General features: G+C 50.5%; 25 protein-coding genes. 3 read left to right on the forward strand and 22 right to left on the reverse strand.

The genetic code is table 11. The features are described 5' to 3' along the window. The 19 genes from KOO62_13325 to KOO62_13415 form a co-directional block, all read right to left on the reverse strand. A complete protein-coding gene (locus KOO62_13325) occupies window positions 1-1482 on the reverse strand; it encodes an NADH-quinone oxidoreductase subunit M (protein ID MBU8934961.1) in 1482 nt (493 codons plus the stop codon). 21 nt (window positions 1483-1503) lie between these two features. Beyond that, window positions 1504-3600, reverse strand: coding sequence for an NADH-quinone oxidoreductase subunit L (nuoL, locus tag KOO62_13330; protein MBU8934962.1), 2097 nt, complete (start codon window positions 3598-3600; stop codon window positions 1504-1506). Window positions 3601-3609: 9 nt separating this feature from the next. Beyond that, window positions 3610-3909 carry an NADH-quinone oxidoreductase subunit NuoK gene (gene nuoK, locus KOO62_13335; GenBank protein ID MBU8934963.1) on the reverse strand — a complete coding sequence of 100 codons (300 nt, stop codon included), beginning with the start codon at window positions 3907-3909 and terminating at the stop codon, window positions 3610-3612. Then, on the reverse strand, window positions 3909-4418 hold the full coding sequence (locus KOO62_13340; GenBank protein MBU8934964.1) for an NADH-quinone oxidoreductase subunit J: 510 nt from the start codon (window positions 4416-4418) through the stop codon (window positions 3909-3911). Before KOO62_13340 ends, nuoK begins: the two co-directional genes overlap by 1 nt. Further along, window positions 4415-5077 carry a 4Fe-4S dicluster domain-containing protein gene (locus KOO62_13345; protein ID MBU8934965.1) on the reverse strand — a complete coding sequence of 221 codons (663 nt, stop codon included), beginning with the start codon at window positions 5075-5077 and terminating at the stop codon, window positions 4415-4417. The genes KOO62_13340 and KOO62_13345 overlap by 4 nt, the downstream gene beginning before the upstream one ends. A gap of 1 nt (window position 5078) precedes the next feature. Then, window positions 5079-6053: an NADH-quinone oxidoreductase subunit NuoH gene (gene nuoH, locus KOO62_13350; GenBank protein ID MBU8934966.1), complete on the reverse strand. Its 975-nt coding sequence runs from the start codon at window positions 6051-6053 to the stop codon at window positions 5079-5081. Window positions 6054-6145: 92 nt separating this feature from the next. Continuing rightward, window positions 6146-7258 carry an NADH-quinone oxidoreductase subunit D gene (locus tag KOO62_13355; GenBank protein MBU8934967.1) on the reverse strand — a complete coding sequence of 371 codons (1113 nt, stop codon included), beginning with the start codon at window positions 7256-7258 and terminating at the stop codon, window positions 6146-6148. Next, on the reverse strand, window positions 7255-7725 hold the full coding sequence (locus KOO62_13360) for an NADH-quinone oxidoreductase subunit C (protein ID MBU8934968.1): 471 nt from the start codon (window positions 7723-7725) through the stop codon (window positions 7255-7257). Before KOO62_13360 ends, KOO62_13355 begins: the two co-directional genes overlap by 4 nt. A 1-nt stretch (window position 7726) precedes the next feature. Beyond that, complete coding sequence (locus KOO62_13365) at window positions 7727-8239, reverse strand: NADH-quinone oxidoreductase subunit B (GenBank protein MBU8934969.1); 513 nt, start codon at window positions 8237-8239, stop codon at window positions 7727-7729. Then, on the reverse strand, window positions 8230-8583 hold the full coding sequence (gene ndhC, locus KOO62_13370; GenBank protein MBU8934970.1) for an NADH-quinone oxidoreductase subunit A: 354 nt from the start codon (window positions 8581-8583) through the stop codon (window positions 8230-8232). The genes KOO62_13365 and ndhC overlap by 10 nt, the downstream gene beginning before the upstream one ends. A 292-nt stretch (window positions 8584-8875) precedes the next feature. After that, complete coding sequence (locus KOO62_13375) at window positions 8876-9328, reverse strand: 4Fe-4S dicluster domain-containing protein (GenBank protein MBU8934971.1); 453 nt, start codon at window positions 9326-9328, stop codon at window positions 8876-8878. Continuing rightward, entirely contained in the window at window positions 9325-10107 is a 783-nt protein-coding gene (locus tag KOO62_13380) for a (2Fe-2S)-binding protein (protein MBU8934972.1), read from the reverse strand. The genes KOO62_13375 and KOO62_13380 overlap by 4 nt, the downstream gene beginning before the upstream one ends. A 9-nt stretch (window positions 10108-10116) precedes the next feature. After that, the gene (locus KOO62_13385; GenBank protein ID MBU8934973.1) at window positions 10117-11973 is read right to left on the reverse strand and encodes an SLBB domain-containing protein; all 1857 of its coding nucleotides are present in this window, start codon (window positions 11971-11973) and stop codon (window positions 10117-10119) included. A 1-nt stretch (window position 11974) separates the two neighbouring features. Then, entirely contained in the window at window positions 11975-12418 is a 444-nt protein-coding gene (locus KOO62_13390) for an NAD(P)H-dependent oxidoreductase subunit E (GenBank protein ID MBU8934974.1), read from the reverse strand. An 8-nt stretch (window positions 12419-12426) separates the two neighbouring features. Then, window positions 12427-12993: a 2-oxoacid:acceptor oxidoreductase family protein gene (locus KOO62_13395; protein MBU8934975.1), complete on the reverse strand. Its 567-nt coding sequence runs from the start codon at window positions 12991-12993 to the stop codon at window positions 12427-12429. After that, a complete protein-coding gene (locus tag KOO62_13400; protein MBU8934976.1) occupies window positions 12990-13754 on the reverse strand; it encodes a 2-oxoglutarate oxidoreductase in 765 nt (254 codons plus the stop codon). Before KOO62_13400 ends, KOO62_13395 begins: the two co-directional genes overlap by 4 nt. Before the next feature lie 7 nt (window positions 13755-13761). Further along, entirely contained in the window at window positions 13762-14871 is a 1110-nt protein-coding gene (gene vorB, locus KOO62_13405; protein MBU8934977.1) for a 3-methyl-2-oxobutanoate dehydrogenase subunit VorB, read from the reverse strand. Then, window positions 14871-15125: a 4Fe-4S binding protein gene (locus KOO62_13410; GenBank protein ID MBU8934978.1), complete on the reverse strand. Its 255-nt coding sequence runs from the start codon at window positions 15123-15125 to the stop codon at window positions 14871-14873. Before KOO62_13410 ends, vorB begins: the two co-directional genes overlap by 1 nt. Further along, window positions 15126-15878: a hypothetical protein gene (locus KOO62_13415; GenBank protein ID MBU8934979.1), complete on the reverse strand. Its 753-nt coding sequence runs from the start codon at window positions 15876-15878 to the stop codon at window positions 15126-15128. 269 nt (window positions 15879-16147) lie between these two features. On the opposite strand from KOO62_13415, the gene KOO62_13420 reads away from it, so the two are divergent. Together KOO62_13420 and KOO62_13425 are read left to right on the forward strand one after the other, a co-directional pair. Beyond that, on the forward strand, window positions 16148-16954 hold the full coding sequence (locus KOO62_13420; GenBank protein ID MBU8934980.1) for a hypothetical protein: 807 nt from the start codon (window positions 16148-16150) through the stop codon (window positions 16952-16954). Window positions 16955-16961: 7 nt separating this feature from the next. Continuing rightward, window positions 16962-17729, forward strand: coding sequence for a citryl-CoA lyase (locus tag KOO62_13425; protein ID MBU8934981.1), 768 nt, complete (start codon window positions 16962-16964; stop codon window positions 17727-17729). Window positions 17730-17832: 103 nt separating this feature from the next. Here KOO62_13425 and KOO62_13430 read toward each other — a convergent pair whose 3' ends face one another. Together KOO62_13430 and mazG are read right to left on the reverse strand one after the other, a co-directional pair. After that, the gene (locus KOO62_13430) at window positions 17833-19071 is read right to left on the reverse strand and encodes a hypothetical protein (GenBank protein MBU8934982.1); all 1239 of its coding nucleotides are present in this window, start codon (window positions 19069-19071) and stop codon (window positions 17833-17835) included. A 293-nt stretch (window positions 19072-19364) separates the two neighbouring features. Beyond that, a complete protein-coding gene (gene mazG / locus KOO62_13435; GenBank protein MBU8934983.1) occupies window positions 19365-20156 on the reverse strand; it encodes a nucleoside triphosphate pyrophosphohydrolase in 792 nt (263 codons plus the stop codon). Between the two features lie 153 nt (window positions 20157-20309). Here mazG and KOO62_13440 point away from each other — a divergent pair, with 153 nt between their 5' ends. Next, window positions 20310-22985, forward strand: coding sequence for a valine--tRNA ligase (locus KOO62_13440; GenBank protein MBU8934984.1), 2676 nt, complete (start codon window positions 20310-20312; stop codon window positions 22983-22985). Between the two features lie 424 nt (window positions 22986-23409). Here the strand turns inward: KOO62_13440 and KOO62_13445 are convergent. Beyond that, window positions 23410-24678, reverse strand: a 1269-nt coding sequence (locus KOO62_13445) for a VCBS repeat-containing protein (GenBank protein ID MBU8934985.1), incomplete at its 5' end; no start/stop codon positions are given.

The raw sequence follows: 24678 nt of genomic DNA on the forward strand, positions 1-24678 counted from the left end.
CTATCGAGCCATCAGATTTACAAGATTTTGTAGCGTGGCAGACATCAGCGTCTCCAGCATCTTAGGATAGATGCCGATGAACAGCGTCAGCACCGCCAGGGGAGCAACCGCGATAATCTCACGAACGTTAATCTCGGTTAGGTGGCCCCACTTGTCCTCGTTGAACTCTCCCAGGAATACATTCTGTACCATACGAAGAATGTAGGCTGCACCCAGCACCACGCCGAGAACAGCAATGCCAACCAGAACCTTATTGAATCCACCAAAGGCACCTACAAAGATCATGAACTCGGAGACGAAACCGGACATCCCCGGCAGACCCAGAGCTGCCATGCCAAAGAAAACCATTAACCCGGTGTACACTGGAATCTTCGCACCCAGCCCACCGAAGGCTGCAATCTCGCGGGTGTGCGCTCGATCATAAAGCACACCCACCAAGAGGAATAGTGCGCCGGTGATAAGTCCGTGTGATACCATCTGGAACATACAGCCAGCCATCGCCGTCACCGATGAAAACGCCGCCAGTGACAGCATACAAAAGCCCATGTGCGAGACGGACGAATATGCCACCAGTTTCTTCAGGTCTTTCTGAGCCATCGAAACCAGGGCACCGTAGATTATTCCGATTACACCTAAAATCCCTATCCACAAGGACAAATCCCTCAATGCCGAGGGGAACATAGGCCAACTGATACGCAACATGGCGTAAGTTCCCATCTTAAGCAACACTCCGGCCAGGATGACCGACACCGCTGTAGGAGCCTCGACATGAGCATCAGGGAGCCAGGTATGGAACGGCCACACCGGAACCTTGATGGCAAAAGAAATGAAGAAAAAGATGAAACAGACCATCTGAAGCGAATGCGTAAGACCGGGTGATGTCTCTATGAGAGTCATCATGTTGAGCGTATGCGGTACCGAAGTGAAATATAGAATCAGAATTGCCACCAGCATAAAGATCGACCCAAACAACGTGTACAGGAAGAATTTGATCGCAGCGTATTCCTTGCGTGGTCCTCCCCAGATGCCAATCAGGAAGTACATCGGGACCAGCATGATCTCCCAGAACACATAGAACAGGAAGAAATCAAGCGCCACAAATACGCCCATCATGCCGCATTCCAGTAACAGGAAGAAGGCGAAGTACTCCTTGACCCTTTTGTTGATTCCAAATGAGGCCAGCAACGAAATCGTACTTAGCAAACCCGTAAGGAACAACATCGGCACCGAGATTCCGTCAACGCCCAGATAATACTGAACATTCAAAGTCGGTATCCACTCGAATGGCCCCTCCACGTAAGCCATTGCAGCCGAACCGGCATGATTGACGAAGTAGTCCCAGGTAAGCCAGAAGGACGTGATCATGGGAATGCAACTAATGAGGGTTGCTGTCCATTTAATTGCCCGATCAGAGTTCTTGGGCATGAACATCACCACCAGCATTCCCAACAACGGAACGAATATCAGTGAACTGAGCAACATGCTACAATCTATCCTCCTCTATCACGTCTTATCTTCTCTGGAAATATCACTACCTGCCTGCTGTCGGGCAACCAGGCTGCGCGACACCAGGAACAAAAGCATAATGCCTAAAACAAATATCAAGGTCATAGTGGGCCAGCCCCAGGCCAGGAATGCAAGTTCAAACTTGGCCAATCCCAACACCACGATCATAACACTAATAGCCAACGCATAGCCCTGTGCTCGACCGGTCTGAAGGAAGCGCAACCCGTTCCCGAGCTGACTTACAATCCATCCAGCCCCGTTAACAGCCCCATCAACAAACCATGTATCAAACCACTCCTTGATATCTGACCACAATATCGTAAGCCAGGCTATCCCGTTGACAGCGCCGTCAATAATGACGGCATCGAACTTCCACGAGAAGCGGGCAATAGCCATGATCGGATTTATGAGTATGATATGATATATCTCGTCGAAATAGAACTTGTTGTAGGAAAGCTTGTACAGCAAGCTAACACGCTCAGCAATCCTGTCAGCCGAGATTGACTTCTTATAATACATTAAGTAAGCCAGCCCAATCCCGGAAGAAGCCACACAGAGCGAGATAATCATCAACGCATATGATGGTGCGTGATGCTCAGGTGCATGAGCACCGGAATATACGAACGATGAGAATCCATTATGCAGCCACGGAAGTCCGACCCAACCGGCGCCAACCGCCAGAGCGGCCAGAAATACCAACGGCCAGGTCATTACACGCGGGGATTCATGAGCATGGTCGAAACGCTCCTGATCCTGTGGCTCGCCGAAAAAGGTCAGGAAGCACAACCGCCACATATAGAAAGCGGTCATAAAAGCGATAGTCAGCGTCAGAACCAGAAATACCGGATGGTGCATAGTAGTCGCGACAATCTCATCCTTGGACCAGAAACCGGCCAACGGGAAGATACCGGAGATCGATAGTGACGCTATCATAAACGTAACGGCGGTTGTTTTCATCTTGGGATACAACCCGCCCATCTCGCGGATGTCATTGGTGCCTATGCCATGAATGACCGACCCGGCCCCGAGGAATAACAACCCCTTAAAGAAAGCGTGGGTCATCAGGTGGAATGTACCGGCGAAAAATCCTACAGAATGATGCCCCTGAGCAGTATCATAACCATACAGCCCGAGCGCCATTATCATGTATCCAAGTTGACTGACTGTTGAGTAAGCCAGTACGCGTTTGATGTCGTTCTGAGTCAGAGCTATACACGCCGCCAGTAGCGATGTTACCAATCCAATGATTGCTACCACCATCGAGCCGTCAGCAGTACCGATAAACATGGGCATCGAACGCGCGACCAAATAAACACCGGCGGCAACCATTGTGGCGGCGTGGATCAGAGCCGAAACCGGCGTAGGACCTTCCATCGCATCCGGTAACCAGACGTGCAGAGGGAACTGCGCCGATTTGCCAACTGCACCGCAGAAAACGAGGATCGCAGTCAACGTGAGAATGCCAAGTGGCATCACACCTGTCGTAAGTTTGTCGAACACATCACCGTAGTTGAATGTCCCGCAGTAGAACGCAATCAGGAAAAGTCCGACCAGGAAACCCAGGTCGCCAATACGTGTAGTGAGGAATGCTTTCTTACAGGCATCGGCGGCTGATTTTTTCTCGAACCAGAAACCGATCAGCAAATAACTCGTCAGTCCGACCAACTCCCAGAAGATGAAAATCATAAAGAAGTTGTTGGCCAGAACCAATCCCAGCATAGAGAACAGGAACAACGACAGGTAGGCGAAGAAGCGACTGAAACGCGGATCGCCGTGCATGTAGCCGACCGAGTATATCTCTACACACGCCCCGACCGTCGTCACTACCACCAGCATAACCGCCGTCAGCGGATCAATAAGGATACCTATTTCAAGATTAATGCCGGGGAAGTTAAGGAATTTATAGAAGGCCTCGTACGCCTGGCCAGATCGCCCCAGAGTCTCAATGAGAACCAGAATCGACATAACCCAGGATGTCAGTATTGTTGCTATCGACCAACCCGCGGCCAGCTTTTCATTCCAGCGCAGGAAGAAGATAATCATCACAAACGACAGTGCCGGAAGCAGACATATGAGGAATGAGTATTCAGTCATCTCTTGGCCCTACCACTTCATCACGCTGTAGTTATCTGTGTCGATACCCTGCCAGTTGCGGTATATCAGCAATACGAGAGCCAGACCGACAACCGCCTCGGCAGCCGCGACTACTATGATAAAGATAGCGAACATCTGACCCACCAGAGCCTCAGTCGCGACAAACTTATTGAAAGTAACAAAATTGATGGTCGCCGCACTAAACATTAGCTCCAGCGACATCAGTATGCCGATCGTGTTGCGTCTGGTAATAACACCAAAGAGTCCAACCGAAAACAGAATTGCCGCCAGCGCCAGATAGTGGAACATCAGGAACGCTCCTTTCGCGCCAGAACTATGGCCCCAATCAAGGCAGCCACCAACAACACCGAAACGACCTCAAAGGGAAGTACAAACTGAGTCATCAGGGATTTGCCCAAAGCAACAATCGCTCCCTCGGAGATGGTCTGTTCGTGATAGCGCCAGACGGACGTTTTGTCAACCAACAGAATCGTGGACATCGCAAAAACAAGACTCACAAACAAACCAATAGTCACGTTGTGGTTGCTCTGCCGTATCCTCTTGGAAGCCATGTTTGAGGTCAGCATGATGGCGAAGATCATAAGGATGGCGACCGCACCTACGTAAATCAGCACCTGGGCTACAGCCAGGAACTCCGCCTCCAGCAAGATGAAAATGCCGGCCACACTGAACAGGCACAGAACCAGAAAAAGAGCACAATGGAAAATATTCTTGAGACTGACCACCATGAATCCTGACACCAGGATCACGAAAGACAGTATCCAGAACACTATTCCAACCTGCGAGCCATCATTCATGACGACTTGTCCTCCTTACCCGCATCACCAGTCTTATCAGATTCTCCCTCTGGCTGGTCAGCTTCGGTTGGTGTCGGCTTCTCCGCTTCCGTTTTCATTTCGACCGCCTCCGGCGGCTTCGGAGCAGGTGCTTCTTCGGTCGCTTCCTTCTTGACCGGCTTCTCATCCCCCTTGGCCTCTGTTTTCTTAACCACCGGTTTCTTTTTCTTCTTAGGCTTAGGAGTATATGGCACGTCGCGCCCCATCTCCTGGAGTTTCTTCATATCCCAACTCAAATCGCTCTTGTTGGGAGTCGAAAGTTCATACATCGGAGCCATCTTGATAGCCACGAAATTGCACGATTCCTCACACAGTCCACAGAAACAACACAACCCAAAATCAATATCAAATGATTGCAAATCCCTCTTCTTCGTCTCCGGGTCACGCGGAGCAACGATTCTGATCGCCGCCGAAGGGCATGCTTTCTCACACAACAGACACGAAGTGCAGTTGAGTTCGCCAGTCTTCTTGTCCGACAGAAGCACTACTATACCACGAGAGCACTCGGGCATATCCCATTTCTCTTCGGGATACTGAAGAGTGATGGCATGGCGGCCAAGATGTTTGCCGGCAATCCCGAGACCCTGAATCAAGGCCTTGATGTCTTTTAGCAACTGCATCTTACCAGTACCATCCGAAGTGTTTGAAAACTGCGGCCAGAATTAGATTGGCGAATGTAAGCGGAATTAGGAATTTCCACGCAAACTCCATCAACTGATCCACCCGCAAACGCGGATAGGTCCAGCGAAATAGCATAAGCAACAGTACCACGCCTAAAGTCTTGACAAGGAACCAAATCCATGAAGGGATGAACTCAAATCCATTCCAGCCACCGAGAAACAGTGTCGTCGCAATTGCTGAGACTGTAAACAGATTGACAAATTCGGCCAGGAAGAACATGGCGAACTTCATCCCTGAGTACTCTACATTATATCCCGCCACCAACTCTTGCTCCGCCTCGGGAATATCAAACGGGGTACGGTTGGCCTCAGCTGTGGCGGCAATGATGTACGTTATGAAAGCAATCGGGCCAAACGGCACCCGGAAAAGATACCAGTTCCAGGCCCAGCCACTTTGAGCTTTGACAATGTCTACCATTGACATCGAACCGACAAACAAAACGATGGTCAGTATCGATACTACCATCGGAACTTCGTAACTAACCACCTGAGCCGCTGAACGCATACCGCCCAGAAGGGCATATTTGTTGTTGGAGCCCCAACCGGCCATTAGTAGGGAGATAACCGTGAAAGTTGTCACGGCCATAACATAGAGAATACCAATACTGAGATCAGCGACAATCAAACCATCGCCCCAGGGCATAACAACATAAGCTAAAAATGCGGCCACAAAACAGATCACCGGTGCCCAGAAAAAGACCACCTTGTCGCGCTGCTCAATATCCACATCTTCTTTTTGGAGCAGCTTGAGGCCATCCATCAACGTCTGATACCAACCGTGCCAGCCATGGCGCATGGGGCCGAAACGCTGTTGGATATGAGCAGCGATTTTCCGCTCCCACCAGACCAGAAACAGCGCCAAAATCGACAGCGTTCCGAAAACCACCCCTCCGAGAACCAGATAGCTCACCGGCATCAACCACGATTCGGGCAGACCGGTAGCCTGAAGCTTCTCAAACAGCCAGGTAAACAGAGGTGCCAATTCAAGTACAGCTATCGGCCAGAAGTTCATCGATCAACCTCCGGCATAATGACATCAAGCGTCGCAAAATTGGCTACCAGATCAGCAATCAGCATATCGGTACCAAAGTGCGGCAATACCTGGACATGATTATAAGACGCACCACGAGTCTTGACTCGCAAAGGCTTCTTGCCACCATCAGAGATCAGGTAGACACCCAGTTCGCCACGCGAGTTTTCAATCCGCGCGTATGCCTCACCTGCCGGTGCCTTGAACGTCAACCGGCCCTTTTTGTGCCTGATATCACCCTCTGGAAGTCCGTCGAGTGCCTGAGTGATAATTCGAATGGATTGTCTTATTTCATCCAAGCGAAGCAAGTACCGATCAAAGCAGTCACCGTTATGACGCACCGGAATATCGAAATCAAACTTGTCGTATACACAGTATGGATCGTTGCGACGCAGGTCGTATTGCACTCCCGAAGCACGCAGCGACGGACCGGATACTCCATAGGCAATAGCCAGTTCCTTCGGAAGAACCGCAATGCCTTTCGTACGGCGCAGCCAGATCGGGTTCTCGTTGAGTAGACCTTCGTAGTCGGACAGCTTCTCGCCGATTATCTTGATTGCCTCGCGGCATTTCGGCACGAACCCTTTGGGAATATCGTTGGCTACACCTCCGACCCGAATATAATTGTAGGTCAGACGTTGTCCGCAGGTCATCTCAAACAGATCGATAATCGATTCGCGCTCTCGCAGACCGTACAGAAACGGCGTGAGCGCTCCAATATCCATAGCTGTCACACCGTAGAAAATCAGGTGCGAGGCAATCCGGTTAAGTTCGAGCATGATGACCCGAAGATATTCAGCCCGTTCGGGGACTTCCATCTCGGCAATGCGTTCGGTAGCCAGGGCAAATACATATTCACAGGACATGGAGGTGACGTACTCAACGCGATCCATCATAGGAATGCACTGCGAATAAGTTCGATTCTCCATGATTTTCTCAATGGCCCGATGCAAATATCCGACGACTGGCTCGATCTTGACGATCTTCTCGCCATCCATCGTAAGGACCAGCCGACACACACCGTGCGTAGACGGGTGATGCGGGCCCATATTGATGATGTATTCTTCGGTACGAAGCTCAGTCATAGTTATGGTTCCGGCATGCGCTCAAAGTCGGGCGCATCCCAGTCTTTCCGCATCGGGTGACCCTGATCCCAATCATCGGGCAGCAGGAATCGGGTCAGATTATCGTGATTCTTGATATTGATGCCGTACAGTTCCCACATCTCCCGTTCGTACCAATTGATGGCGGGCCAGATTTCCTGCAATGATTCAACTTCAGCCCCATCGTACGGCATAATGACCTTGAAATCGAGGCGCAGGTTATTGGTTATGGAAGCAATGTTGTAGACTGCCTCGAAGTGCTCACCGGTATCGACACCGCCAAGATTGCACAGAAAATCAAACTTGAGATTCTCATCGTTCTTCAAAGCCTGCGCCACTTCGAGCAATTTGTCTGCCGCGACTTCGTAAAGAGGGTCATACTTACCCGTCTCAAGCGGCTTGAGCAATCCGTCAAAGTGTTCGGTGATGTAGGTTTTGAGATCGTCGCGGGTCACGCTATTTCTCCTGCCATCTCGACAGTTTCTGCTTCTTGATAATCTCCTGGAGGTGGATACAACCTTCCATCAGAGATTCAGGTCGGGGCGGACAGCCGGGTATATAGACATCGACCGGGACAATATGGTCGATACCTTTTTCGACGGCATAACTATCATAGTAGAACGGACCACCATTAATTGTGCAGCCGCCCATAGCGATCACATAACGAGGTTCAGCCATCTGGTCATACAAACGGCGCAGTCTTGGAGCCATCTTCTTAGTAATCGTTCCCGCCGCAATAATCAGGTCCGATTGACGAGGCGAAGCACGAAATATCATGCCCAGGCGGTCGAAATCGTAGCGGGAAGCTCCGGTGCACATCAACTCGATTGCACAACAGGCTGTCCCAAAAAGTAGGTACCAAAGCGACTTGGCTTGACCCTGGTGTAAAATCATCTCAACCGAAGTGGTTACAAACGCACCACCGGGGAATTTCTCACCGTAGACTGGGAGCTTCTTAATTATACCCATTTGAGGACTCCCTTACGCCAGGCATAGAACAGGCCAAAGAACAGAATCAATATGAAAACAACCATTTCGATCAAGGCAAACAGACCCAATTCACCAAAAGCCACCGCCCACGGGAACAGGAATACAACTTCCACATCGAATATCACGAACAGCAGAGCAAAGATGTAGAACCGGTTATTGAACTTGAACCAGGAATCACCAACAGGAAGCTCAGCGCATTCGTAGGGAATGCCTTTTTCCTTGTAGGGGTTACGGGGGCGAATCAGTCGGGCCAGAAAAAAAGTAAAAAGAACGATTCCGGTGCCAGCCAGAATGAAACAAAGGACCGCCAAATACTCAGACATATCGTCTACAGGACCTTCCATCCTTCATCGGCCGTATTGTGACCGAATTCACATATATAGAAGCGACAAGAAAGCCTGTTTTTGAATCAAGTCAAGAAGATTTTGGGGCAAATTGAACTCGACCCACTTGACCTGACGCACGATTCTGCTGTCCTCTACGGGCAATGACCCGTTAAACTTGATAGTGGAGGTCTGATAGCCGAATCGAGGACCGGGCCGATTGTTGAATCGGCTCCGGATAACGTTAGATTCTTAAGGATGAAATCATGATCCTATGTGCAACATTACTGCCTTATCCGGCGACTTTGACCTTTGGCACAACAGCCCTGGGCTGGACCACAGGTTTGTATACGAGCGCCTTCGTTGGACAAAAACGGGCACAAGCCGGATCACCCTCACACAAGTCACACTTGACCACCAAATCCTGAGTGGCATCATACACGCTACACCCGAACGGACAAGCTACCGTACAGGCCATACATTTGACACACTTGTCCTGGTTGAGTTCTATCGCGCCCGTTTCCTCGTTCAGTCGCAGAGCATCGACCAAACATGATTTCACACACGCGGGATCGTCACATTGTAAGCAAGCGACTGATACCCACAGATCCTTAAAACCACCGTCCAGAACAAATATGCGTGACCGGCCGGGCTTGCCGCTAATGGCATGATTGAATGAACAGGCCAGTTCACATGTACGGCACCCGATACAGAGATTCGGAGTAACGATCAGTTGGGATTTCATGATGCTGTCTCCTCCTCTCTGGTCCATTGGGAAAGACGCCCCATAGTCGCCGCGATTTCCATGCGACGACAATCATCACAAATGTCAAAATATTCGCGTGGAATATCGCGTGTCACTGAGAGACTGTCAGCGAATTCGGTCGTGAGGGTCAATTTGCCGCATTGGGAACAGGCGATCCTTTCGAACTGCTTGCCCCAGATCTTACGCTTGGGACCCCTTTCAGAGTACTTGATAAAACCGGTGGGACAACAATGGGCACACGCCAGACAACCCACACAGTCAGGCGGCGCTTCCTTGAGTGGAGGGGCAATTTGCTTGGTATGGCCGCGACCAATGGTAGATATGGCCGAAAACCCCATCCGTTCGCAGATACGGGTACAAAGGCCACAAAGAATACAATCATCACCGTCCGGTACTTCTGCGTAACTTGTGGTTGGCACACCATGCTCGGCCGCCAGTTTCTGAATGAATAGTGAATGCGGATGACGTGCCAGATATAGATCAAGCAGTGTCTTGCGAATCTCATTGACTGGCTCGCAGTGGGTGCTTACGATCAGTCCGTCAGCCACCGGGTAGAGACAGGAAGTCACGTAGTTCTTCCAACCATCCCAGTCAGCCCGGGTAATCTCCACCGTACAAAGTCGGCACGACCCAAATGGCTCGACCGAATCGTGGTGACAGATGGCCGGAACATCAATACCGAGTCGCTTGATCACATCCAGCAGCATCTCGCCTTCTGATGCCTGCACGACCCGTCCATTTATTGTCAGATGAACCATTCGTTTCTCCTATAAAACCTCAATGGCATCCCGAGTGCAGACAACCTTACAGGCGCCGCACTTGGTACATTTGTCCTGGTCGATGACGTGAACTTTCTTCTTTTTGCCCGTGATAGCATCAAATGCACACGCCGGCAAACAGGCCATACAGCCATCACACATCTCATCTATGATATCAAACCGAATCAACTCCCGGCAGACTTTGGCCGGGCATTTCTTGTCACGGATATGGACCAGGTATTCATCCCGGAAATATCGCAACGTACTGATAAATGGATTCGGACCCGACTTCCCAAGCCCGCACAACGAGGCGGCCATAATGACATCCGAGAGCTTCTCCATCTTTTCAAGGTCTTCCTCGCTACCTTGACCGTCGCATATTTTCTGCACCAACCCGTGCAACTGAAAAAGCCCTTCCCGACAGGGAACACATTTGCCGCAGGATTCTTCCACAAGGAAAGCCAGGAAATACTTGGCCACATCGACTACGCAGGTTTGATCGTCCATGACAATCATCCCGCCCGAACCCATCATGGAATAGGCTTCCGTGAGTGTATCGAAATCGACCGGCAGATCAAGTTTATCTTCCGGCAGACAGCCGCCCGATGGCCCCCCGGTCTGCACTGCTTTGAAGGGTCGGTCGTCGAGAATCCCACCACCTATTTCATAGATTATCTCGCGCAGAGTGGTGCCCATCGGCACCTCGATGAGACCCGTGTTACGGACTTTGCCAACCAACGAGAAAGCCTTGGTGCCGGTGCTCTTTTTCGTACCGATACCAGCGAACCATTTGCCGCCTTTATCGATAATCACCGGTACATTGGCGTATGATTCAACATTATTCAGAACCGTTGGCTTATCAAGATAACCCTTCAATACCGAGCGAACATATTTGGCCCGAGGTTCGCCCACCTCGCCCGCAATAGATTTCATCAGAGCGGATGACTCGCCACAAACAAATGCCCCTCCCCCACGACTCACCTTCAATGTGAAATCAAAGCCGGAACCAAGGATGTTTTCACCGAGGAACCCATACTCTGTCGCCTGCTGGATAGCCAGTTTCAGGTTCTCAACAGCCAGTGGATACTCCTCACGGACATATATGTAGCCCTCGTGCGCTCCAACGGCAAAGGCGGCAATAACCATTCCCTCCAGCACCGAATGCGGATCGCCCTCCATAATGGAGCGGTCCATAAACGCTCCGGGGTCCCCCTCATCACCGTTACAGATAACGTAATGGGGAGTGTCCTCTGCTTTGGCACAGGTAGACCATTTGCGTCCTGCCGCAAAGCCAGCCCCGCCCCGACCGCGTAGTCCGGAGGTGGTGACTTCGGCCACAATATCCTCCGGCCTCATCTTCGTTAGTGCCTTAGCCAGCGCTTTGTATCCACCAACTACGATGTATTCTTCAATTTTGTATTGATCAATCTGCCCCAGGTTACGCAGAGCGATGCGTTGTTGACGGGCGTAGAAAGGAATGTCGTGATAGCGTTCGATCTTGTGACCGTTGGACGGATCATCGTACAGTAACCGCTTGATCGTTTCGTCTTTGCGGATTGACATATCGACTATCTTTTCCACATCCTTCGGCTTCACATGCGTGTAGAAAGTGCCTTTCGGCTCGATCACAACCATCGGGCCTTGCTGACAGAAACCATGACAGCCGGTTTCTTTGAGAGCCTCTACCTTAAAACCCTTGATCCGTTTCTTCTTGAGAACTTTGTGTAACTCTTCAACTATCCTGGCCGCGCCGTTGGCCAGACATCCCGGTCCACAGCAGACCATGATTTTCTTAGCGTGCTTCTTCTCAGCCGCGACCAGTTCCTTGCGAAGTTTGGTTAATTGGGCAGGTTTATTGACTCGCATCTCAACCTCCCTTCAACAGTTTCTTGGTCGCGGTGACTTTGACCGAGCCATAATACTTCTCGTTGACAATGACTACCGGAGCCATCGCACAGGCGCCTACACAGTTGACGACTTCAACCGTGAACTTGAGATCAGGTGTAGTTTCGCCGGACTTGATATTGAGCCTGGTCTCCAGTTGTTCGAGAATCTGCCCCGCCCCCCGGATGTGACAGGTAGTGCCCATACAGACCCGGATCACACGGTCACCTTTCGGATTGAGACTGAATGCGTTATAGAAAGTCGAGACCGAAAACACCTTGCTCATCGGTACGCTCAGATATTCGGCCGTCTGCTTGAGCGCATCGCAAGGAAGGAAATTGAACTCCTTCTGAATGTCCTGAAGAACCGCAATCAGCGATTGCGGTGTCTGGGGGTAGCGACCGAAAATCTCCGGCAGCTTACTCATGTCGTGATTCATGCGCTGTCCTTCTGTCGGATGATTTTACAGCCCAGTTTGTAGCCTTCCTTGAGCACTTGCAGATTCAGGTCCAGCATACTTTTCTTCTTACCCAGTTTTTCCTTCAATGTCTCGGAGACTGTCTTGATGTCAACGATTCCCGAGGCACCAATAAACGCTCCCAGAATAGCGACATTGGCCGCTTTAGCATTGCCGGCCTTTAGCGCCATCTCATTGGCCGGGATCAGCATCTGGGTGAAATCGGTTCGGTCACTGGTGACATTGATCAAGGTGCTATTCACCAGAAACAAACCACCCTGTCTGACTGTTGGGCCAAACTTGTCAAACGATGGACGGTTGAAAACACAAATGCATTGCGGCGTAGTCACGATGGGAGAACCAATCCGTTTGTCCGACACTACTACCGTACAGTAGGCGGTACCACCGCGCATCTCAGGACCGTAGGAGGGTATCCAGGCAACCTGTTTTTCCTCGCGGATACCGGCGTAGGCCAACAGTTGCCCGGCGGTCATTATGCCCTGTCCTCCGAAACCCGCAAAAGTAACTTCATACTGCCCTGTCATTTGCTCTCCTCCCGGGCTGGGTCCTTAAAACACTTGATCGGATAGTAAGCTGTCATCTGTTCATCCAGCCACTTGTTCGACTCTTCCGGTGTCTTTCCCCAATTGGTGGGACAGGTTGACAGGACTTCCACCATTCCATAACATCGCCCCTCAGCCTGATATTGGAACGCTTTGCGGATTGCTCTTTTCGCATTGATAATATGTCGTGGCGTATGCACCGCCACTCGTTCAATATAGCTCGGAGTCACCAGGGACGATAGCAGTTCGGCCATCCGTATCGGGTGCCCTGTCAGGGCGACATCGCGACCCATGGGGCAAGTTGTCGAGACCTGCATAGGGAGAGTGGTGGGAGCCATTTGCCCGCCGGTCATACCATAAATGGCATTATTGACAAAGATTGTCGTAAACTTCTCACCACGGTTAGCAGCGTGGACAATCTCACCCATCCCTATCGAAGCCAGGTCTCCATCCCCCTGGTAAGTGAAGACCATCATATCGGGACGCAACCGCTTGAACCCGGTCGCCAACGCCGGTGCACGACCGTGTGGAGCTTCCATGAAATCACAATTGAAATAGTTATAAGCCAAGACAGAACAACCCACCGGAGCTACTCCAACGGTCCGATCGCGGACTCCAAGCTCATCGAGGGCTTCAGCTACCAGTCGGTGGATTATCCCATGCGTACAACCGGGACAATAGTGAGTAACTGTCTCCTGCATTGATTCCGGCCGGGAAAATAACGTCGTACTGCTTATCGTCATAACAACCTCACTTCCCTTTCCTGCCGGAGGTGGAACGTTTCTTCTTTGGCCGAATTAGCTTAAGCACTTCATCCCGAACCTCCTCAGGCGTAGGAACAATACCTCCCGTGCGGCCAAAGAACTCAATCGGTTTCACACCCAGAACCGCCCTCTGAACATCTTCCACCATCTGGGCTGTGCTCATTTCGACGGTTAATACAGTCTTGATGTTTTTCTTTTTCGCCTCGCGAAGAACTTCCTTCTCCGGGAACGGAAACAGGGTAATCGGCCGGAACAGCCCGACGGAAACCCCTTCGCTTTCGAGATCATCAATCACGGTCTGACAAATACGAGCCATCGTTCCATAGGAAACGATGAGAAGCTTGTTTTTCGGACTGACCTTGTAATGCTCGAAACGTACCTCTTCCTTCTTCATCTGCTCATATTTTTTGTCCAGCAGCCAGGAATTATCTTCGAGTTGGTGCGGGTCGAGAAAGAGAGATTTGATTATTACCGGTTTGCGTCCCTTAGCCCCGGTTGCAGCCCAGGCGCGGTCTTCGGGATTGACACGATTTTGCTTCACATCACCTTCGGGAAACTCGACCGCTTCCATCATCTGGCCAATCATTCCGTCACCGATCATCATAACCGGATTGAGATACTTGTCGGCCAGGTCAAAAGCCAATCCCATGAGATCAACGGCTTCTTGAACGGTCGAGGGAGCCAGTACCAGCAACCGATAATCACCGTGCCCTCCTCCTTTGACCGCTTGAAAGTAATCTGATTGGGCGGGAAGGATTCCGCCAAGCCCGGGTCCGCCACGCATGATATTCACCAGAACGGCCGGCAAATGGGCTCCAGCCATATATGAGATAGCCTCCTGCATCAGCGAGATTCCGGGACTGGATGAAGTAGTAAATACACGCTTGCCTGTTGAGGCTGCGCCAAAAAGCATATTTCCGACTGCTACTTCGCTCTCACCCTGCAGAAAAACCCCTCCCACCTCAGGCATCCGTTTCGTGAGATATTCCGCCACTTCGGATTGTGGAGTAATCGGATAGCAGAAATAACCCTCGGCTCCGGCTCGAATAGCGGCCTCGGCGATAGCTTCGTTACCCTTCATTAGTATTCTTGCCATTAGCTATTTTTTCCAATCCCTTGATAGTCAACCAGGTTGAAAATCGTTCCGTGTACGTGTACTTCGATAGCAATATCGGGACACATTATCGCACACAGCTGGCAACCGATACACCGCGAAGGATCATGAACCTGGGCGTAGTAATAACCCCGGACTGTGATATCCTTGGACATTGATATAATCTTCTGCGGGCACACCTGGGCACACATCTCGCATCCTTTGCAGTGATTCTTATCTATCAGTATTCCCGGCATTCACTGTTCCTCTGTTGGTGCCGATGGCGCTCCATCGTCGCTGGCCTTCTCCCACGGTCTTAGCAGGAGTCGATCCAGCGGCAGGATCGGCACATCAATATTCTCAGGATCTATTTCTCTTAACTGGGACCGCATCGCGGCCACAAACGATACCGGCAACGAAGTCGTCTTGCTTAATTTCCGGGTCAGGTCCAAACCCTTGAGAACATCCTGATCAGTCGTATGTTCAATCATATGGGTATTGGAAATGATACCGGTAAACTGAAGACGCGCTGCAACCTCTATCTTCCGCATCATCTGAAGACAACTGTCTACATCGGTGTTGAACGGTCGATTGGCGTTCAGCACAAACAACACATCGTGATCATCGATAGGGAATGACCCCGCCAGCGAACTGAGAACCCGGGCACCAGCATCATCACCACCTACATCGAGAATCAGCGTTCCCTCATACCCCTCAATCGCCGATTTAACCCGGGGAATGATTATGGGAAGATCCGCATAGGCTTGACTACCCGGGGGATGGATGGATTCGACGCCGAGTTGCGTCAATTGTTCGGCCGCTTCCCGCGATCGAAAATACGGATTGACGATATCCAAATCGGCAATTGCCACCGGATCTTCGCGTTTGCTTGCCAGCAGACAGGCCAGATTCACCGACACTTCCGACTTGCCGGTACCATACCCACCCACAATAACAAGCACCCGCTTTGAAAAAACCGGGGATTTGAAAGATATGGGCTCTTTAACCATCGAAATAGTCGTCACTTATGATGCTCAGATATATGCAAACATCCAGCGAAGTTGCCGGAACGGTTACAAACAATACTAAATCGACCCCATTTTACATGAGTCGTATGATTTCGACTGAAATATGCCCTTCGACGGACAGTAAGTCAAGAGTGATCTTTGTGAAAAAAATAACTAATGATTCGATTTGACACCCCAGATAGTGGTAATTATATTCTTTTCGTATTTGAAGTTAGCCGGACAGCACTAGTATTTTCTCGGATGTGATTTGTATGAAAAACACTGTCTTAATAATGAAATTTGCGGCAACCTTGATGATCGTTGTGTTATTGTGGGGCTGCTCTGGAGAAGAGCAGGAGTCATCCTCCAAACTCAAAACGCCATATGATGACTGGAAAACTTACTCCTATCAAAACATAGAAATACGCTACCCGGTCGGGCATCTGCAAGAGGGCACTTTTGAAGATATCTCACGAGTTTATCAGACGATGATAAAACGTGCGTGCGGTCTTCTACACATCAATGTCCCTGGCGATACTCTCCGGATCATCTATCACACCGGTTTTGGGCAGGGACGTGAGTTGACGGGACACGAGTACCCTTATGCCACCGGGGACACCATTTTCTTTTGGCTCCCAAGTTTTTACGGCCCGACCCTCATGCAATATCTCATACCTCGTTGGCATCCGGAGGAACCGCGACATATTTTCCTCAAACACGGACTCATTGCCCTGCTGGATTTCTCAGGCCAGAACTACCATACATCCACAGCCAGACACATTCACACGGACCGTTTCATTCCGTTGGCTGAATTGGCTGTAACTATTAATGTAAATAGCGACACCGAACGTTACGAATCGGCCATGAGTGCGTCTTTTGTAGATTACATTATTTACACATATGGTATCAAGACTTTTGATTCCCTGTATCTCAGCCAACGCTCGTTTGAAGATGAGGTGAGAAACATGCTGGATCTTTCACTCGATAGTCTTCAGGAACAGTGGCTGGAGATGTCTGGAGAGGCAGCCAAACTCGATACCGCAGGCTATCGTCGATATATACTGGAACAGGAAGGATAGGCCTATTATGGCAGACCAAAACTGGAAAACAGCTATCACCGACATAGGACCCGGCAAGATCAATGTTCGCGGCTACGGCATCACTGATATCATGGAAAACCTCTCCTATGCGGAGACTGTATTCCTGATTCTCAAAGGGGAACTGCCTTCCAAAGCAGAAGCAGAACTGATGAATGCTGTTCTGGTCGCTTCGATTGACCACGGTTCTTCTCCTCCGTCGGTCCTGGGCACACGGACAGTCATGTCCGGTGGCAATTCGCTCAATGCGGCTATTGCGGGTGGTGTGCTCGTAATTGGCGATACTCACGGTGGTGCGATTGAGCAATCAGCTAAAATAATGCAGGAATGGGCTAAGAAAGATGACGATCCCGCTGAATTGGCATCACAACTTGTTGCCTGGCTCAAAGAAAACAAAAAACGCATGCCCGGTTTTGGCCACCGTCTGCACAATGTTGACCCCCGCACCGGCAAACTGTTTGAGATCGCTGCCCGTCATGGCTACAGCGGCCAGCACATAGAGCTGTGCAAAGCAATTGAAACAGCGCTGGCTGAGAAACTGGGAAAGAAACTGCCGATCAACGTCGATGGAGCCATCGCAGCTGTGATTTCCGATATGGGCTTTGACTGGCGTCTGGGGAAAGGCTTTTTCATCATTTCTCGCGTACCGGGATTGCTGGCTCATGCCTACGAAGAAATGACGCGTGAACGACCTATGCGTAAGCTTGGTCCACCTCCGTTCGAATATGACGGTCCTCCTGACCGGGAGATTAAGTAGGATAAAGTCGTTGTAGGGCAGCTCCTGCCGAATTTCCATCAGGCCCAAAGAAAAAGCCCGGCCAATACGGCCGGGCTTTTATTATCAACTACAGATCAGTAGTCTACATCATTTCATAAGTCGCCGAGATGCGGAAGTTCATCGCCTTGTTTTCACCAGAGATGAAGTTGAAGCCATTTAGGAACAGTTCCGGATCGGCCTGCGTGTCAATATGCAGACGGTTGAAATGGAACCCGAAGCCGAGATAAGTTGCATTCTCGGGATAGCGGGCATTCACTTTGGCTACACCGATTTCGTCGCTCTCACTCGTCCAGTAACTGGTGGCACCCATACGGATATCGAGCCATTTGAAAATATCAGCATCAAGACCGATCTTGAGATACGGGAAGAACCAGGTAGTGATATCCTGCTCGTTCACATATGTGAAGCCTGGATCCGCCACGAAAGAAGCCGTAGTATCCATCTCACGCTTTTGCTTACTGAGCATGAAGCCAAAGTCAAAGACTCCAAATACATTATTCGCGGGAGTATAGTTGAGCCCAACACCCAAATCGATCATCGTGCTCTTATCGCTAAGAGTGTAGTCCAAACTACTCGCATTGCCAGCGATTCCAACGCCATCCATCACATTGTTCTTGAGACCACGCTTGCTGTGAGCCAATCCAACGTGAGGAATGAAAGTGCAAGTCGGGTTCATTTGGTAGAAATATCTACCCTTGAGAGCCAGATCGCTGAAACCGTCTTTCTCCGTCTCGGCTTCGCCAGCACCGTTCTCATCGGTCCAGGAACCCATGCCTATAACTGCAGCAAGGTCCCAGACACCGTTGTCCGGAGTCAGACCGAAGGAGAACTTGTAGTAGCCAAAAGCTTCCTTGGACTGATCACCCGGGGCATCAGTGGTCATACTGGAATGCAGGAATGACAAACCGAAACCGAAATCGTATGCCCCTAAACGCCGTCCATACAGCAGATCGATTCGACGATTATTGTTACCTTCACCCTCATCAAAGAGGTCACCAAACGGTACCAGGTCGTTTCCAAACAGATCCATTGGGACATACGCCGGAAGTATTGAGAAGTATGTTCCCAGCACCCAGGGATTGTCCTCGTTGAACTGCCAGTGAATACCAAAATTGGAGAACTCTCCGTCTCCTCCGTCCCAACCAAACTCACCGCGAGCGATATTGGGGTAATCATTGATGCGCGAGGGGTAGACCCAAATATTGGCGTCATCCAGCATCACATTATTGTTGTCACCCATTGTCAGCGGCCGAGTCTCAGAAAATGCCATAGATGACATCAGCAGCATCATCACACAAAAAATTGTTATCATCTTCTTCATCGTGTTTCATCCTCTATATAAATTGGTGGTCAATATCTCGCAGTTCCCCCGTGGAACCTGTGCCAGCCAGACAGTTGCCTGGCTCCATTCAAGCCATTGGCATCCTCCTTGGTGTCAAGTGACATCCTGTCAACTATCATATCTAACATCTATATTTATTGCGACTCGAATTTTATTTTCACATCCAACCTCAGACAGACAATACCACACGGTTTTCATCGCATGATCAAATCAAGTCTACAGGAGGGGGAAATTCAACACAACAAAAAAATGACGAACCGAAATCCCGCTTACTACTTGATTTCCTGCCAAATCGCCTCAAGCTGTTCCAGGCTCAATTCTTGAAAACGCTTGCCAGACTGGCGTACCCGTTCCTCAAGCCTCTCAAAACGCCGGTGGAACTTGTTCAAGGCTTTCTTGAGCACCAACTCCGGGTCGGTCCCCAACTTTCGAGACAGGGATGAAGCCGCAAACAACAGATCGCCAACTTCGTCAATCGCTTGATCTGTATCCCCCGCTGCCAGCGCCTCTTTTATCTCGGTGATCTCTTCGTCCAGTTTCTCCACTACGTCAGTCGCTTCTTTCCAGTCGAATCCAATCCCAGCAGCTTTTTCGCCGATTCGATAGGCCATCGTCAGAGCCGGCATACCGCGTGGAATTCCGCCCAGGACAGATTTTTTCTCCTCAGATTCGATCTTGATCTGTTCCCATTGGTCGCGGACTTCCTGGGGCGATAGCTCCTTCTTGTCGCCAAAGACATGCGGGTGTCTGGCAATCAGCTTCTCAACCAACTGCGTGATGGAATCATCCAGAACAAAATACCCCGCCTCCGAAGCCAACTGAGCATGAAATACAACCTGACACAGAAGATCCCCCAATTCCTCCCTGAGAGCTCCAAAATCGCCCGATTCAACCGCTTCTACAACTTCATAAGCCTCCTCGATAAGATAAGGTAGGAGGCTGCTGTGAGTTTGCTTGCGGTCCCAGGCACAGCCCTCCGACGACCGCAGGAAAGCCATAAGGGTAGTCAAACGCTCAATAGGTGGGACATTGCGGTCCAGAACTTTGCTCTTGAAATCAGTCATACGTGACGATAGTACTCTTACCTGTCAGTGTCGCCCCAAAGGTCGTGGGCTGCCTACTTGACAAAGCGACGTTGTTGGTCTATAATTAAAAGCTCGATTATCACTGACCGAGCCTATTTTTTTGGTTCGTGTATGGTATAGAAAGAACTGAGGATGAGCAAGGAAAACCAGACCAAGACAAAGAAGTCGGCGGCATACTCGCCCACCGAAATTGAGAACCGTCTGTACGAACGATGGCTCGAAATGGGCACTTTCACCGGCGATGCCGGATCCAGTCGGCCACCGTATTCAATTGTTATTCCGCCCCCCAATGTCACCGATGTGCTGCATCTGGGCCACGCGCTTAATAACGTCATCCAGGACATTCTTATCCGGCGTCACCGAATGCAGGGCTGCGAGGCAGTCTGGATTCCGGGCGCGGACCATGCCGGCATTGCAACCCAGGTAATGGTCGAAAAACAGCTCACCAAAGAGGGCACTACCCGCCGCGAAATGGGCCGCGAGAAATTCCTCGAACGAACCAGTGAGTGGGCTTACGGTAATAAAGACAAAATCCTCAACCAACTGAGAAAGATCGGTTGTAGTTGTGACTGGAGCCGGACCAGATTCACCCTCGATGAAGGTTTGTCGCGAGGTGTGTTTGAGGTCTTCAAACACCTGTATGAAAAAGGCTGGATATATCGCGGACATCGTATCGTCAACTGGTGTCCGTCGTGCCAGACAGCCCTCTCGGACGATGAGGTCGAACACCAAGAAAGCGATAGCTTTCTGTGGTACATCAAGTACAAACTCAAAGGCTCCGATGAATTCCTGACCGTTGCCACCACCCGGCCCGAAACAATGCTGGGTGATACTGCTCTGGCCGTCGCCCCCAAGGATACCCGCTACAAGAAGTATGTAGGTAAAACCGTTATCCTCCCCATTCTTGAACGGGAAATCCCGATTGTGGCCGACAACTTTGTTGACCCTGAGTTCGGCACGGGCGTAGTCAAAGTCACTCCGGCCCACGATCCCAACGATTTCGAAATCGGGAGACGTCATGACCTGGAGGAAATCAATATCCTCAACACCGACGGTAGCCTCAACGGTAACACCGGTAAATTTAAGGGTCTGGATCGCTACGAAGGTCGCAAACAAGTGGTTGAGGAGCTCGAAAAGAAAGGCTTGCTGGAGAAGACCGAAAAGTACCAACTCAGCGCTGGAACTTGTTATCGTTGCCATACGGTGATAGAACCGTACTTGTCTAATCAGTGGTTTGTAAAAATGGACGAGTTGGCCGCTCCAGCTATCGAAGCCGTCAAGACCGGCAAGATTCGGTTTCATCCCGATTACTGGTCCAAGACTTACCTCCACTGGATGGAAAATATTCGCGACTGGTGTATCTCACGGCAACTCTGGTGGGGACATCGTATTCCCATCTGGTATGCTGAGGACGGCACCATGTTTGTATCCGCCGACCGTCCCACCGCCAAGGATTGCCCGGGGTATGATCCGGAAACTTTGGTGCAGGACGAAGACGTTCTTGATACCTGGTTCTCTTCCTGGCTCTGGCCATTTTCCACGATGGGATGGCCCGACAAAACTGCCGAGCTGGAGCATTTCTACCCAACCAAGGTGCTCGTAACCGCCTCAGAGATCATCTTCCTGTGGGTTGCCCGAATGGTAATGTCGGGTTACGAATTCATGGGCGAAGCTCCTTTTAGTGATGTCTATATCCATGGCACCGTGCGCGACGCCAATGGCGTTAAAATGTCCAAATCTCTCGGCAATGGTATTGATCCCCTGGAGATAATTGATAAGTACGGCACCGATGCTTTGCGTATCTCGATGGTGCTGGCCACTCCCGACGGCCAGGACCCCTGGATAGGCAAGAACACATTTGAGATGGGGCGCAATTTCATTAATAAACTGCACCAGGTTTCGCGGTTTGTCATGATGCGTCTCGATGGTCGGCCGGCTGTTATTGATAAAGTTGATGAAGATGACCTCGTAATCTTCGACCGCTGGATTTTATCGCGGCTGGATAGGACTATCGAAACTACGGATAAGGCGTTCGATAATTACCAGCTTTCGAATGCGTCCAAGAATCTGTACAACTTCATCTGGAATGACTACTGTTCGTGGTATGTTGAACTGATCAAACCGGACTCTCCGGGCGAGCCGATTCGCGAGGGATCACTAAACGTCGCCACTTACGTACTGTGGAAAATCATCAGCCTGCTACACCCGTTTGCGCCGTTTGTCACCGAGAAAATCGGTCTTGAAATACAGGGGCTGGACGAAACCAGCGGCACAACTTTGTCCTCAAGTGCCTGGCCAACTACCGATGGGCATTTCAAGAATGATGCCCTGGAGCACGACCTCAGCCAGATTCAGACAGTGGTCACAGCCGTGCGCTCGGTGCGGGCCGAGTTGAATGTTCCACCGGGGAAAAAGTCCGATCTGTACATTCGAGTTGACAATAAGGCTCTTGGTGACCTGCTTCAAGATCACCTTGAGTATTTTCGATCCTTGGTACGAGTAGAGAACCTGTACACCGATACTGACATCAAGAAACCTGCCCTGGCTGCCTCGGCTATTATTTCCGGAGCGGAGATTTTCATCCCGCTGGAAGGTCTGATCGACATTGAGGTCGAGAAAAAACGCCTTCAGAAAGAACTGGCCAATCTGACCAAACAGCTTGAAAAGGTCTCTAAAAAACTAGCTAACGCCGATTTCCTGGCCAACGCTCCGGCTGATGTCATCGAACGGGAAAAGACCAAAAAATCAGATTACCAGGGACGGATCGAGAAACTCAACACCAATCTCGAACAAATCCTCGGCTGGTAGGGGGTAATTTACCCTCTTTATCACCTCCGTGGGATGAGTCTTTGGTAGGGCAAGAGCCCCGCGCTCCCGCCAGCGGCAGACGCCCTCGTCTGCCCTAACCATATTGCCATGGGCGGCAGACGCCCCCGTCTGCCCTAACCATATGTCATGCCGGACTTGATCTCCCCGTCGGGTGGCATGCTCAAACTTGTTTGGGCATGCAGGCATCGCCTGTTTCTGGTAGTGCAGGAGCCCCGGGTGGCATGCTCAAACTTGTTTGGGCATGATTATTCTTGTAGGGCGAAACCCTCTTAGCGGTTCCGCCATCTCGAAGTATCAGGACCGCAAGGGGTCCTGACCTACAAATACTTGTCATGCCGGACTTGATCCGGCATCCAGTCCTGTAGACTGGGTGGCCCATCAGCTTGCTGTGGGATCCATGAGCCTACGGACATGCCACCGGCGGTATACCTCCAGTGAACAAATACGAAACCAGATAGGTCAAGTCAGCGATATTGATCTCGCCATTACCATCTATGTCAGCTTCTTCAAAGCACGGAGGCTCCGCCCCTCCTGTGAACAGATAGGCCACCAGGTAAGTCAGGTCAGCAATGTTGATTTCATCGGGCAATAAGTAGTCGACATTGCCACGCAAGCCAATGCAGCAGCATATATCCCCAACTCCGTCACCATTGGTATCGAGTTGATTGGGATTCGGATCATCAGGGCAGTTGTCACAAACATCGCCTACCGTGTCACTGTCTACATCAGACTGATCAGTATTGACTGAGTCAGGACAGTTGTCGCCAGCATCACAGATACCATCACTGTCTGTATCCGTGCCATCATTGTTGGGAAGGTTGTCCGCAAGTGGTCCAAAACCATCTGTGCCTATGGAGCAGTCATCACACCCATCGCTATCTAAATCTTCACAAATATTGGGATCAAAAGGGTCTAAATCTACAAGGTCTTCGACACCATCGTTATCGTCGTCAAGGTCACAAGCGTCACCTACTGTGTCACCGTCAGTATCTTCCTGTCCGGGGTTGTAATCGGTTGGGCAGTTATCATCGTCGTCGCTTATCCCATCGCCATCGGTGTCCGTTATGGTTGTGTTCAGCAGTATCGAAACATCGTCAGAGTTTCTGTTCGCAGTCACCAGATCATTGTTGCCATCGCCGTTAAAATCAATCGAGAAAACAGAGGCAGGCCAAGTTCCGACGGCATAGTTAACGGCACTCTGGAATGTTCCGTCGCCATTGCCCAGTAGTATCGAAACATTGTCAGAGTACCAGTTCGCAGTGGCCAGATCATTGTCGCCATCACCGTTATAATCAATCGAGAAAACAGAGCGAGGATAATCTCCTACGGCATAGTTAACGGCACTCTGGAATGTTCCGTCGCCATTGCCCAGCAGTATCGAAACATTGTCAGAGTACCAGTTCGCAGTGGCCAGATCATTGTTGCCATCGTCGTTAAAATCAATCGAAAAAACAGAGATAGGGCCATCTCCGGCGGCATAGTTCACCTCAGACTGGAAGGTTCCGTCGCCATTGCCCAGCAGTATCGAAACATTGTCAGACTTTTGGTTCGCAGTCGCCAGATCATTGTTACCATCGTCGTCAAAATCAATCGAGAAAACAGATACTGCGTGATCTCCGACGGCATAATTAACCGTACTTTGGAAGGTTCCGTCGCCATTGCCCAGCAGTAT

This window comes from Candidatus Zixiibacteriota bacterium (genome assembly GCA_019038695.1).
Classification (GTDB): domain Bacteria; phylum Zixibacteria; class MSB-5A5; order GN15; family FEB-12; genus B120-G9.